Here is a 12469-nt window from a genome sequence, read left to right as displayed (position 1 = left end):
GTGCCCACTCACGCAGGCGAGGGACGCCAAGCTTTCGAGACAAGATCGCATTTGCTGCTTCGTACAGGCATTTTCGAGCGAACCTGTCACCGCTTTTTCGAGATGCGCCCGTTCCGGCTGATTTCGCCAGATTCGTAGCGCCTTTGGCGTCAGACCGAGATAAGCGCCCGCGCTGGAAGATCGGTTGAAGCGTTCGGCGTCGTCGAATGCTGCAGTTACCGCCATCGCGGTGATCGGTCCGACTCCCGGCGCTGTCATCAAAAGACGTACCGTACCATGCTGTTTGGCTACCGCCCGGATTTTGCCATCGAGAGCGGCAATACGGGCTAGAATTTCACTCCGGGCGTGCATCAACGCTTCAAAGATAGGTATGAGCTCCGGTGCGACTGCCAGCTCGCCTGTGATGATCTCCGTCGCACGGCGTTTGAAGCCCCCAACCCGTTTCCGAACATCACGCCAACGTTTTCAGCAACCCTCTGATCTCATTTTCAAGCTTCACACGCATGCCAACCAGCGTATCGCGCGCTGTCAGCATCGCCCGGTTAACATAGGCCTCATGACTCTTTATCCGGGCAGCCTTGAACCAACCTGTGCGGACAATCTGAGCCAAGCCGCGAGCATCATGTCTGTCGGTTTATTGGCATCATTTTGAGGACCGCATTAGCGTGACGCGCATCCAGGCAAATGATCGGGACACGCCGCTTCGTCAGCGCGTTCCAGAGCCAGACGGCAAGGGGACCTGTCTCCATTCCCACCGTTCGACATCCGCGGCGCGCTTCGCTAGCCAGTCGGCTATCGCGTCAGGGCAGGTCGGCACCTTCGCCTCCGCGAGAATCTCACCTTCCGCCCCAACCAGGCAAATCGCCGTCTCCTCCTGTGACACATCCAGTGCTGCAAAAACTCCCATAACGTCCTCCACGTTCGACTCCGGCCGAGCGCCGAAGCGGCAATGACATCCTACCGCAACAAAGCGGAGGTCGAGTGTGGCGATTACGTTAAGTGGTGTAGGTTTTGAGGGTAGCGAAGCTGACCGGACGCGCGCTCATCGATAAAGCGCTGTAGCGGCCGGTCAGTTTCGCGGGTGGTCACCGGCGAACTTCGGATAAGTTTGGGTTGCGAAGCTCAACTTACGGAGACCTCCGATGACCAATGACAAGATGGACCTGCACGCTCTGGTTGGGAAGACAGCCGACGGCGATTTTCTACGCGACATGATCGGCTTTGCCGCGCAGCGGCTGATGGAACTGGAAGTGGGCGGTGCGACCGGCGCTGCCTATGGTGAGAAAGATCCTGAGCGCCTCGCGCAGCGCAACGGCTATCGGGATCGGGACTGGGAGACGCGGGCAGGCACGGTCGAGCTGCGGATCCCCAAGCTGCGCAAGGGAACATATTTTCCAGGGTTTCTGGAGCCCCGCCGTATGGCAGAGAAGGCACTGACGGCCGTCATCCAGGAAGCTTATATYCAGGGRATCTCGACCCGCTCTGTGGACGATCTGGTCAAAGCCATGGGCATGAGTGGGATCTCAAAGAGCCAGGTCAGCCGACTGTGCGTGGAGATCGACGAGCGGGTGAAGGCCTTTCTCGATCGTCCGATCGAAGGCGACTGGCCCTATCTCTGGATGGACGCGACCTACATCAAAGTGCGGCGAGCCGGTCGCATTGTCTCTGTCGCGGTCATCATTGCCGTCGGCGTTAACAGCGATGGCCGGCGCGAAGTGCTCGGCTTGACTATCGGTCATTCCGAAGCTGAGGTCTTCTGGACCGAATTTCTACGCAGTCTTGCCCGTCGGGGTCTGCGCGGCGTGAAGCTGGTGATCTCCGATTCCCACGAAGGCATAAAAGCTTCCGTCGCCAAAGTGTTCAGCGCCACCTGGCAGCGATGCCGGGTTCATTTTATGCGCAATGCGCTGGCCCATGCCGGCAAGAGCGGACGCCGGGTCGTGTCAGCATTCATCGCCACCGCCTTCGCACAGGAAACGCCCGAAGCCGCAAAAGCCCAGTGGCGCAGTGTCGCCGATCAACTACGTCCCACCGTACCCAAGCTGGCTGCTCTCATGGACAATGCCGAGGAAGATGTGCTGGCCTATATGACGTTCCCCGCCCAGCACCGTACCAAGTTGCACAGCAACAATCCGATCGAGCGGCTCAATGGCGAGATCAAGCGGCGCACTGATGTCGTCGGCATCTTCCCCAACGAAGAAGCCATCACCCGTCTCGTCGGCGCTATCCTTCTGGAACAGAACGACGAATGGGCCGTCCAACGCTGCCGCTACATGACACTTGAGAGCGTCTCTGGTTTAAGCGATAATCCCATCATCACGTTGCCTGCCATGGCAACATGATCAATCCGGCTTAGCCGGAGGTCGCTGTGGCTATCCCAGCGAACCTACACCACGTTGTGGGGCACGATCATAAATATCCTGGAGAGGACAAAAAAATGAGCGGGTTGTCGCGCCGCGGAAATGGACTGAGTGGAGGTGACTTTCAACCATTCGGTGAACCGCATCTTGGTGATGAAGTCACATACTGGGCATCCAGAACATTGGGTTATGCGGCGCTTGCCGTAGGATTATTGGGAGGCATCAGCACGTTGATGATCCTATAGCCCCTTGATTGTCGCCGATGATAGTGCGTAGGACCAGCGCTTAAGCCGGTCCGAGGTCGGGTTGATGTCAATACTGCTCGCCCATCATTATTGATGGGCAGGGTCCTGCTAGTCACTTTCACTTGTAATTGTACATGACACGATGTTGTGTGTAGCAGAGCAGTAGCTTCTGCTGGATTCGGGTGGTCAGGAATTGGGCGTTTGACAGTGGAATTCGGTCTTGGAACGGCGTCGGGCGTGTCGTCGCGCGGTCGCCCGATAACGACCCAGTCGGTTCGGGTAATCGTGTACCTTGCGCTCATGGCGCTGGACCTCGCCGTCATCATCTGCGGTTTTTGCATTGCCGGCCTCATTCGGCATGGCGGGCTTGGTAGCACCGTCGATACGGCAGCCCTCTTTATCCTGTTGCCGACATTCCTTGTCATCAGCTTTTACGCAGGCGCCTACTCCTTTGAGGGCGCGACATCGCGATTGGGCATCAGGCGCGTCCTGACGTCGCTCGCACTCGCGCTGGCCTTCAATTCACTGGTGGCTTTTGCCGCCAAGGAAGGCGAGAATATCTCGCGTGCCTTCCTTTTCGTGGGCACGGGTTTCGCGGCGCTGCTGTTGATTGGCGAGCGGTTGGCAACGGCATGGCTGGTGCGCGACTATTTGGGTCCGCGGTTTATGCGGCGGCTTTTGGTGATCGATGGGGTTCATGCCTCGGCCCCTTCCGACTTTCATGTGATCGACCTGGCCGATCATGGGGTTACCCCCGACCCGCACGACCCGCATGCGCTGCACGAAATTTCCAGCCTGCTCTTCGGAGCCGATCGCGTTGTGGTGTCGGCCACACCGGAAAGGCGCGAAAACTGGTCGCTCTGCCTTAAGGGGATGGGGTGCAACGGCGAACTGCTGGTGCCTGAACTCCATGCCATAGGCCAGCTTACCCCCGCGGATGGAAGCAAACTGATCGGCATCCCAGTATCAACGGGGCCGCTCGATATTCGCAGCCGTGTGCTTAAACGCACCTTCGATCTGTCGCTGACGGTTCCAGCCATCCTCCTGTTGTCGCCACTGCTCGTGCTTATCGCCCTTGCCGTGAAATTTTCGAGCCCCGGTCCCATATTATTCCGTCAACGCCGCATGGGACGCAGCAACCGGCTGTTCCATGTCTATAAATTTCGCAGCATGAGGGTCGAAACCAGTGATCATAGCGGTGCCCGGTCGGCAACGCGCGACGATGACCGCATCACGCGCGTCGGCCGGGTGATCAGGCGCACGAGTCTGGATGAGCTACCGCAGCTGTTCAATGTGCTGAATGGAGACATGAGTTTGGTGGGTCCGCGCCCGCATGCGCTTGGCTCGCTGGCTGGGGACGAACTATTTTATCATATTGATCGGCGCTACTGGCTTCGACATGCGATCAAACCGGGTATCACAGGCTTGGCCCAGGTGCGGGGCTTTCGCGGCGCCACCGACCATAGAGACGATTTGATGCACCGACTACAGGCCGATCTGGAATATGTCGCGGACTGGTCTCTGCTGCGGGATCTGATGATCCTGCTTCGGACCCTTGGGGTCATCGTTCACAAAAAAGCATATTAGCGGCGTATAGAAGCGGTTGCGGATATGATGGTCCGCCGCAACCCTTTAAGCCAGCAATCAGCTTTGGCTGATCCATGCACATTGTCCGTTCGACACACCTCCCCCGGACTCCAGCCGCATCCTGCCGGGTTGGCTTGCCCTTCGCCTCGCGCTGTCCTAAAGCCCGGCCATGCCCGACATGACCGCCGCGCCGCTTTCGTCCGACCTCACGGGTCGGGCGCTATTTCCGCATCGGCATTTGCTGTCGATCGCAGACCTCAAGCCCTGGGAAATCCGCTTCCTGCTGGACGAGGCCGAGCAATGGGCCACGGCCAATCGCGGCAAAGCGCGCAAGCATGATGATCGGCTGGCGGGCATGACCCAGATCAACGCCTTCTTCGAAAACAGCACGCGCACCCTGTTGTCGTTCGAAATTGCGGGCAAGCGACTAGGGGCGGACGTCGTCAACATGCATGCGGGCCAATCGAGCGTGAAGAAGGGCGAAACGCTGATCGACACGGCGATGACGCTCAACGCGATGGCCGCCGATGTGCTGGTCATCCGCCACGCCAGTTCGGGCGCGGTCGCGTTGATCGCGGACAAGGTCGACTGCGCCGTGCTGAATGCTGGCGATGGCTGGCACCAGCATCCCACACAAGCACTGCTCGATGCGCTCACCATCCGGCGGCGCAAGGGCGGATTCGAGGGGCTGATCGTCGCCATTTGCGGCGATGTGCTGCATAGCCGCGTCGCCCGCTCGAACATGCTCTGCCTCGCCGCATTGGGCGCGCAGGTCCGCGCGGTCGCCCCGCCCACGCTGATGCCGCCTGAAGTCGAGATGCTGGGGGCGACGCCCTACACCCGGCTCGACGATGGGCTGGAGGGCGCGGACGTGGTGATGATGTTACGGCTGCAGAATGAGCGGATGGACGGCGCGTTCATTCCCTCCGCGCGCGAATATCATATGCTCTATGGGCTCACACCCGAACGGCTGGCGATCGCCAAGCCCGATGCGCTGGTGATGCATCCGGGGCCGATGAACCGGGGCGTGGAAATTACCAGTAGCGTCGCCGACGATCCCGACCGGTCCGCCATCACCGAACAGGTGGAAATGGGCGTCGCCATCCGCATGGCCTGCCTCGATATCCTGACGCGACGCACGCGCGGCGTGGAGGGATGGGCATGATGGTTAGCCTTTTTCTGTCTGTCATCCCCGCGAAGGCGGGGACCCATCTCCCGGCCTTGCACCAGGGGAACGCGTCGGAGATGGATTCCCGCCTGCGCGGGAATGACGAACTTTTATGTTGGATGCGCCGCGCATGACCAAGATCGCCATCATCAACGGCCGCCTTGCCGATCCGGCGGGCGACGCGCTGACCCCCGGCACGATCCTGATCGAGGGCGACCGCATCGTCGCATCCGGTGACGTCCCCCTGCCCGACGACGCGCAACGGATCGACGCCGCGGGGCTGGTCGTCGCGCCGGGCCTCGTCGATCTGGGCGTCTTTGCCACCGACAAGCCTGCCTTTCACTTTGGCGGCATCACCCGCGCGGCGCTGATGCCCGACCAATCCTCGCTGCTTGATGATGCCGCGCTGATCCGGCAGGCGACGCGCGCGGGCAAGCCCGATTTCTGGGTCCACCCCATCGCCGCGGCCACGCGCGGCCTCAAAGGCACCGAACTGGCTGAAATCGGCATGATGCAGGCGGCGGGTGCCAAGGCAGTCGGCACCGGCCGCCAATGGATCGCCGATTCGGGCGTGATGCTGCGCGTCCTGTCCTATGCGTCGGGCCTCGGCCTTACCGTCATCTCCCATGCCGAAGATAGCGGGCTTACGGCGCGCGCGGTCGCGACCAGCGGCGAAACCGCCACCCGCCTCGGCCTCCCCCACGCCCCCGCCTGCGCCGAAGCGATGGCGATCGCACGGGACGTGCTGCTCGCCCGCCATACGGGCGCGGCGATCCATTTCCGGCTGGTGACGACCAAGGCGGGCTTCGACCTGATCCGCGCGGCCAAGGCGGAGGGGTTGCGCGTCACCTGCGGCATCAGCCCCGCCTATATTTTCCTCGCCGACAATGCCGTCACCGATTTCCGCACCTTCGCCCGCCTCTCCCCCCCGCTTCGTTCGGAGGATGACCGCAAGGCGTCGATCGCGGCGGTGGCCGATGGCACGGTGGACGTCATCACCTCCAGCCACGATCCACGCGGGGCGGAGGACAAGCGCCTGCCCTTCGCCGACGCCGCACCGGGCATGGCCGGGGCCGAGACGCTGCTGGCGCTTTCGCTCAACCTGGTGCGGGACGGGCATGTCAGCATCAACCGGCTGATGACGCTGCTGTGCGCCAATCCCGCGCGGATATTGGGCGTCGATGCCGGCCATTTCGCGCCGGGCAGCGCCGCCGACCTCATTTTCATCGATCCCGATGCACCGTGGATCGTCGATTCGGCCAGGATGGCGGCGGCGGCGGGCAACACCCCGTTCGACCGCATGCCGGTACAGGGCCGCGCGCGCCGGATCATGAAGGGCGCCGTGTTTCTGTAGGGATGGGATTGAAGGGTGGCAGTTTCGGGCCAGAAAGACGGCCCTTCTCCCGACGGGGAGAAGGATACGCAGCCTTGGTGCCAAAGGCACCTAGGCTAAGTTGGATGAGGGGGTTCAACGCTGATGTCGTGCGATCCCTTGATGCCTCAACACCCTCACCCAGCTCCGACTAGGCAGCAAGCTGCCAAGTCTTCGCAGCCCTCTCCCTCAAGGGAGAGGGGTAAGCAGGCCGTCAAGTGACACCCCATTTCCCAGCTTCGCTCGAAACGACCCAAGCTGCGGCGGAACCCCCTCCCCCTTCATGCGCTTGCCCTATGGAGCAGCAGGGGACGTCCATGACTGAGAAGATCGCGCAGCAGGTGCATGTCGATGCGCCGTGGAAAATTCCGCCACGGGCCTGGTGGGAAATATTGAAGCGCGTCTATGCGTCGCTCGGATCCAATAATGTCGGTCTGCTGGCCGCTGGCGTTGCCTATTATGCCTTTCTCTCGATCGCGCCGATGTTCGCCGCCGTCGTGCTGACCTATGGCCTGTTCGGCGATCCGGCGATGGTCGGGCGGCATATGCAGGCGATCATCGCCGTCGTGCCCACCGACGCCGCCCAGCTCATCAACGACCAACTTTTGGGGGTAGTCAGCACCGCCAAGCCTGCGATCGGCTTCGGCCTGCTGACCGCGCTCGCCATCGCCGTCTATGGCGCGACGCGCGCGGCGTCGGCGGTGATGCAATCGCTCAACATCGTCTATGGCCAGCTTGAACGGCGCAATATCTTTGCCTTTTACCGCGTGTCGCTGGGCATCACCTGCTCCGCCGTGCTGGTCGTGGTGGCAGGCGTGTTCACCGCGACAGTGATCGGCCTTATTCAGAAATTCCTGACCGACTGGGGACCGGGCGTGCTGTTCGCGATCAAGGCCGCGACCTGGATTTGCGCGGGGTTGCTCGCCAGCGTCATCTTCGGCCTCATCTACCGTTTCGGCCCCAATCGCCAGCAGGCGCAATGGCAATGGCTGACCGTTGGGTCGGTCACGGCGACACTTTTCTGGTTGATCGTGACGCTTGGCGTGTCCTTCTACGTCTCGACCTTCGGCAATTATAATGAGACCTATGGATCGTTGGGCGCGGTCGTCGTGCTGCAGCTATGGCTGTTCGTTTCCGCCTATGTCGTCCTGCTCGGTGCCCAGATCAATGCGGAAGCGGAGCGGCAGACCAGCGTGGACACCAGCGTTGCCGCCCCCGTAACGGACGCTGCATAATCACGCTTGCCCTACCACCCATGCCACGCTAAAGCGCCCTCCTTCGCCGGCACAGGAGTGTAGCTCAGTTGGTAGAGCGTCGGTCTCCAAAACCGAATGCCGTGGGTTCGAGTCCCTCCACTCCTGCCAAGCGCCAAGTCAGGGAAACCTTGTAGTTTAAGGGTTTCGCGACTAGGTGCGCTGGCGAACATGTGTCGCGAAGCATGCGGCCGCATCCCCCGGACGTCCCATAGGACGGGGTCGGGAGGGCGGACTGTTGCTTCGCGAATTGGCGTTGGTTTTGAAGATAGAGGCAGGCGATGGCGAAGGTATCCCCCGGCGAATTCGTCAATCAGGTGAAGACCGAAGCGTCGAAGATCGTGTGGCCCACGGGTCGCGAAACGATGATGACCGGCGTGATGGTCGTCATCATGACGACGCTGCTCGGCCTGTTCTTCTTTGGCATCGACACCTTCTTCGGCGCGATCGTCCAGTGGCTGCTGGGCCTTGCGGCGGGTCAGGCTTGAGCATGACAGCCTTGGTTTTTGGGAGTTTGACACGGTAACATGGCGCGCTGGTACATCATCCACGCCTATTCGGGCTTCGAGAACAAGGTCAAGGAATCGATCCTGTCCGAAGCCGAGCGCATGGGCCTCACCCAATTGGTCGAACAGGTCGAAGTGCCCGTTGAAACCGTCACCGAAGTCAAGCGCGGCAAGAAGGTCCAGGTCGAACGCAAGTTCATGCCGGGCTATGTCCTCGCCAAGCTGGCGATGAACGACGACATTTATCACCTGGTCAAGAACACGCCGAAGGTCACCGGTTTCCTGGGATCGATGGGCAAGCCGCAGGCGATCAGCGAGACCGAGGCTGCGCGCTATTTCGGCGCCCGCAAGGAAGCCGAAGCCGCACCCAAGCACAAGGTCAGCGTCGATTACGAAATCGGCGACAGCGTCAAGGTGCTCGACGGTCCCTTCGCCAGCTTCAACGGCGTGGTCGAGGAACTGGATTTCGAAAAGAACCGGGTCAAGGTGTCGGTGTCGATCTTCGGTCGCGCAACGCCCGTGGAACTGGATTTCGAACAGGTCGAACTGTCGAAGTAAGGATGTTTCCGTCGTCCCGGACTTGATCCGGGGTCCATGCGCCTCAGCGCGGCAGGAACAAGCCAGCGTAGAGCAAATGGATCCTGACTTTCGTCAGGATGACGCAGAACAAGGTTTCTCGTCTCGCCAGCCTTCGCTGCGGTGACGATCAAAGAGATTTCCGGGCAACCGGGAATAGATGCGGGAGAAGGCCTGGCCTTCGTTTGAACCGCTAAACTTGAACCGGGCGCGCTTTAGGGCACGCCCAGCAACAGAGTGAGTGACAATGGCCAAGAAGATTACGGGCTACATCAAGCTCCAGGTGCCCGCTGGAGACGCCAAACCTGCACCGCCGATCGGCCCAGCCCTGGGTCAGCGCGGCGTGAACATCATGGAATTCTGCAAGGCGTTCAACGCCCAGACCGCGAACGTTGACAAGGGCACGCCCCTGCCGACGATCATCACCGTCTATGCGGATCGCAGCTTCACCTTCACGATGAAGCAGCCGCCTGCCACCTTCCTCATCAAGAAGGCGATGAACCTCAAGTCGGGTTCGAAGGAACCGGGCAAGATCGTCGCTGGCAAGATCACCCGTGCGCAGCTGGCGGAAATCGCCCAGGCCAAGATGGTTGACCTGAACGCGAACGACATCGACGCTGCAACGAAGATCATCGAAGGCTCCGCTCGCGCGATGGGCCTCGACGTGGTGGAGGGCTGATTATCATGGCAAAGCTGACCAAGAAGGCGAAGGCCCTGGCCACCGCGGTTGACCGCGAAAAGCTGCACGGCGTTGACGAAGCGCTGGGCCTGATCAAGACCCATGCGACCGCCAAGTTCGACGAAAGCGTCGAAATCGCGATCAACCTGGGTGTTGACCCCCGTCATGCGGACCAGATGGTTCGTGGCGTCGTCACCCTGCCCGCAGGCACCGGCAAGGACGTTCGCGTCGCCGTGTTCGCCCGCAACGAAAAGGCGCAAGCCGCGCTCGACGCCGGTGCCGACATCGTGGGTGCCGAAGACCTGCTGGAATCGATCCAGGCTGGCAACATCGATTTCCAGCGCGTCATCGCGACGCCGGACATGATGGGCCTGGTTGGTCGTCTGGGTAAGATCCTCGGTCCCAAGGGCCTGATGCCGAACCCCAAGCTTGGCACCGTGACCCCGAACGTCGCAGAAGCCGTGAAGGCCGCCAAGGGTGGCCAGATCGAATTCCGCGTCGAAAAGGCCGGTATCATCCATGCGGGCCTCGGCAAGTCGAGCTTCACCGCCGAAGACCTGCGTCGCAACTTCGACGCCTTCGTCGATGCGATCGTCAAGGCGAAGCCCACCGGGTCGAAGGGCAAATATGTCCGCAAGATCGCCCTGTCGTCTTCGATGGGTCCGGGCGTGAAGGTCGACGTGGCAGAAGTCGCCGCCGTCTGATTTTCATGCTATAGACTAAGGATAAGCCTCTTTCCTCGAAATGGGGAAGGAGGCTTTCCTGTTTTCAATTGATCCTCCCTGATCGGGAGGCGGCTGGCGGAAAGCCAGACGGAGAGATGCAACGCGAACGAAAGGGGCAAACCCCTTCGCCACCAGTTCTGCTGGCGGCTCCTGCCCTTGCCGGGTGGGAATGTGAAAATCAGGGTGTGTGGCCTATCACTCTGAACGTCTGCTTTGGCGGGCGTAAGGCACAGGTCTTTTTGTATCCGTCGGAAGAGGCGGGTCGCTTAACCGACGAGAAAAACTAGACATGGCATTTGATACCCTCCCCCCCATCCTCGCCCAAGCCCTTACGACCAAGGGCTATGAGACGCTGACCGAAGTGCAGGCGTCCGTGATCGAACCCGAAGCGGTTGGCCGCGACATGATCGTGTCGGCTAAGACCGGATCGGGCAAGACTGTCGCCTTCGGCCTCGCCATGGCGGGCGAACTGCTGAACGAAGAAGGCCGCCTGCCCCCACCGGCCTGGCCGCTGGCGCTGGTGATCGCGCCGACCCGCGAACTGGCCCTGCAGGTCAGCCGCGAACTGGAATGGCTCTATGCCGGTGCCCGCGCGCGCATCGCCACCTGCGTCGGTGGCATGGACGCGGCGCGCGAGCGCAAGGCGCTGGCCCAGGGCGCACATATCGTCGTTGGCACGCCCGGCCGTCTGCGCGACCATCTCGAACGCGGCGCGCTCGACCTCTCGGCGCTCAAGACCGCCGTGCTGGATGAAGCCGACGAAATGCTCGACATGGGCTTCCGCGAAGATCTGGAAGGCATTCTCGATGCCACCCCCGATGGCCGCCGCACCCTGCTGTTCTCGGCGACGATGCCCAAGCCGATCGTAGCGCTGGCCCGTCGCTATCAGAAGGACGCGCTCCAGATCGCGACCACCTCGACCGAGCGTGGCCATGGCGACATCAGCTATCAGGCGATGACCGTTGCCCCGTCGGACATTGAAAATGCCGTGGTCAACCTGCTGCGCTTCCATGAGGCGGAAACGGCGATGCTGTTCTGCGCCACCCGCGACAATGTCCGCCATCTGCACGCCAGCCTGACCGAGCGGGGCTTTGCCGCCGTCGCGCTGTCGGGCGAGCATAGCCAGAATGAACGCAACCATGCGTTGCAGGCCCTGCGTGATCGCCGCGCCCGCGTCTGCGTCGCGACCGACGTCGCCGCGCGCGGCATCGATCTGCCCACGCTGACGCTCGTCGTCCATGTCGAAATCCCCCGCGACGCCGAAACCATGCAGCATCGCTCGGGCCGCACCGGTCGCGCCGGCAAGAAGGGCACCGCCGTCCTGATCGTCCCCTATCCGCGCCGTCGCCGGGTGGAAGGGATGCTCAAGGGCGCCAAGATCCCGGTCGAATGGACGTCCGCGCCCAGCAAGGAAGCCATTGCCGCGCAGGATGCCGAACGGCTGCGCACCCGCCTGCTCGAACCCATGGAACTGGAAGAGTCCGATTGGGCGCTGGGCGGCGAATTGCTCGAAGCCAAGAGCGCCAAGGAAATCGCAGCAATGCTGGTGCGTTCGGCACGCGCTGCACTGCCTGCGCCTGAAGAACTGCTCGACGGCAGCGACGCCCCGGCCCGCCGCGAAGGGCCACGTCCCGGTTTCGAGGATACCCAGTGGTTCCGCATGAATATCGGCCGCACGCAAAATGCCGATCCGCGCTGGATATTGCCGCTGATCTGCCGTCGTGGCCATGTGTCGCGCGGCGACATCGGCGCGATCCGCATCACCGCCAACGACACGATGTTCGAAATCCCTAAGGCGATCTCGGCCAAATTCCTCGCCGCCGTCCGGCGCACGGGCGAAGCGGGTGACGAGGGCGCGGATGTGATGTTCGATCCTGTCGATGGCGCACCGCGTGAGGAAGCCCGTGGCAACCGTAAGCAATTGCGTCCCGCCAATGGCGATCGTCCCAACCGCAGCGGCCCGCCCCGTGGCGGTCCCGGTGCCGGGTCGCGTGGCGG

12 protein-coding genes and 1 tRNA gene are annotated in these 12469 nt (G+C 61.9%); 11 read left to right on the top strand and 2 right to left on the bottom strand.

Annotation, left to right across the window (positions count from 1 at the left end):
• On the bottom strand, nucleotides 1-351 hold a 351-nt coding region (locus tag BF95_RS28485), incomplete at its 3' end, for a transposase (protein ID WP_200867047.1).
• Nucleotides 352-451: 100 nt separating this feature from the next.
• Nucleotides 452-610: a hypothetical protein gene (locus BF95_RS28480; RefSeq protein ID WP_200867046.1), complete on the bottom strand. Its 159-nt coding sequence runs from the start codon at nucleotides 608-610 to the stop codon at nucleotides 452-454.
• A gap of 532 nt (nucleotides 611-1142) precedes the next feature.
• Here BF95_RS28480 and BF95_RS22885 point away from each other — a divergent pair.
• From BF95_RS22885 to BF95_RS22835, 11 genes are all read left to right on the top strand, one after another.
• Nucleotides 1143-2342: an IS256 family transposase gene (locus BF95_RS22885; protein ID WP_043154785.1), complete on the top strand. Its 1200-nt coding sequence runs from the start codon at nucleotides 1143-1145 to the stop codon at nucleotides 2340-2342.
• 470 nt (nucleotides 2343-2812) lie between these two features.
• Nucleotides 2813-4192 (top strand): DUF3054 family protein, encoded by a 1380-nt coding sequence (locus tag BF95_RS22880; protein ID WP_043154783.1) that lies wholly within the window; start codon nucleotides 2813-2815, stop codon nucleotides 4190-4192.
• A 169-nt stretch (nucleotides 4193-4361) separates the two neighbouring features.
• Nucleotides 4362-5357 (top strand): aspartate carbamoyltransferase catalytic subunit, encoded by a 996-nt coding sequence (locus BF95_RS22875; protein WP_043154780.1) that lies wholly within the window; start codon nucleotides 4362-4364, stop codon nucleotides 5355-5357.
• Nucleotides 5358-5490: 133 nt separating this feature from the next.
• On the top strand, nucleotides 5491-6714 hold the full coding sequence (locus tag BF95_RS22870; protein WP_043154788.1) for a dihydroorotase: 1224 nt from the start codon (nucleotides 5491-5493) through the stop codon (nucleotides 6712-6714).
• 335 nt (nucleotides 6715-7049) lie between these two features.
• The gene (locus BF95_RS22865; RefSeq protein ID WP_043154778.1) at nucleotides 7050-7967 is read left to right on the top strand and encodes a YihY/virulence factor BrkB family protein; all 918 of its coding nucleotides are present in this window, start codon (nucleotides 7050-7052) and stop codon (nucleotides 7965-7967) included.
• A 53-nt stretch (nucleotides 7968-8020) separates the two neighbouring features.
• Nucleotides 8021-8096: transfer RNA gene (locus BF95_RS22860), tRNA-Trp, on the top strand.
• A 170-nt stretch (nucleotides 8097-8266) separates the two neighbouring features.
• Nucleotides 8267-8473: a preprotein translocase subunit SecE gene (gene secE, locus BF95_RS22855; protein WP_037472331.1), complete on the top strand. Its 207-nt coding sequence runs from the start codon at nucleotides 8267-8269 to the stop codon at nucleotides 8471-8473.
• 39 nt (nucleotides 8474-8512) lie between these two features.
• The gene (gene nusG, locus BF95_RS22850) at nucleotides 8513-9049 is read left to right on the top strand and encodes a transcription termination/antitermination protein NusG (RefSeq protein WP_037472329.1); all 537 of its coding nucleotides are present in this window, start codon (nucleotides 8513-8515) and stop codon (nucleotides 9047-9049) included.
• A gap of 265 nt (nucleotides 9050-9314) precedes the next feature.
• Nucleotides 9315-9746: a 50S ribosomal protein L11 gene (rplK, locus tag BF95_RS22845; RefSeq protein ID WP_043154775.1), complete on the top strand. Its 432-nt coding sequence runs from the start codon at nucleotides 9315-9317 to the stop codon at nucleotides 9744-9746.
• Between the two features lie 5 nt (nucleotides 9747-9751).
• A complete protein-coding gene (gene rplA / locus BF95_RS22840) occupies nucleotides 9752-10450 on the top strand; it encodes a 50S ribosomal protein L1 (protein ID WP_043154773.1) in 699 nt (232 codons plus the stop codon).
• Between the two features lie 310 nt (nucleotides 10451-10760).
• On the top strand, nucleotides 10761-12469 hold a 1709-nt coding region (locus BF95_RS22835), incomplete at its 3' end, for a DEAD/DEAH box helicase (protein ID WP_051520200.1).

The organism is Sphingobium sp. Ant17 (assembly GCF_000588875.1).
Taxonomy (GTDB): domain Bacteria; phylum Pseudomonadota; class Alphaproteobacteria; order Sphingomonadales; family Sphingomonadaceae; genus Sphingobium.
Note: the sequence above shows the minus strand (reverse complement) of the source record. Positions and strands in the feature narration are given on the sequence as shown.

Coding starts and splice junctions, on each gene's coding strand:
- BF95_RS22875 (WP_043154780.1), top strand. CDS start 4,362: ATGCCCGACATGACCGCCGCGCCGCTTTCGTCCGACCTCACGGGTCGG.
- BF95_RS22865 (WP_043154778.1), top strand. CDS start 7,050: ATGACTGAGAAGATCGCGCAGCAGGTGCATGTCGATGCGCCGTGGAAA.
- BF95_RS22870 (WP_043154788.1), top strand. CDS start 5,491: ATGACCAAGATCGCCATCATCAACGGCCGCCTTGCCGATCCGGCGGGC.
- nusG (WP_037472329.1), top strand. CDS start 8,513: ATGGCGCGCTGGTACATCATCCACGCCTATTCGGGCTTCGAGAACAAG.
- rplK (WP_043154775.1), top strand. CDS start 9,315: ATGGCCAAGAAGATTACGGGCTACATCAAGCTCCAGGTGCCCGCTGGA.
- rplA (WP_043154773.1), top strand. CDS start 9,752: ATGGCAAAGCTGACCAAGAAGGCGAAGGCCCTGGCCACCGCGGTTGAC.
- secE (WP_037472331.1), top strand. CDS start 8,267: ATGGCGAAGGTATCCCCCGGCGAATTCGTCAATCAGGTGAAGACCGAA.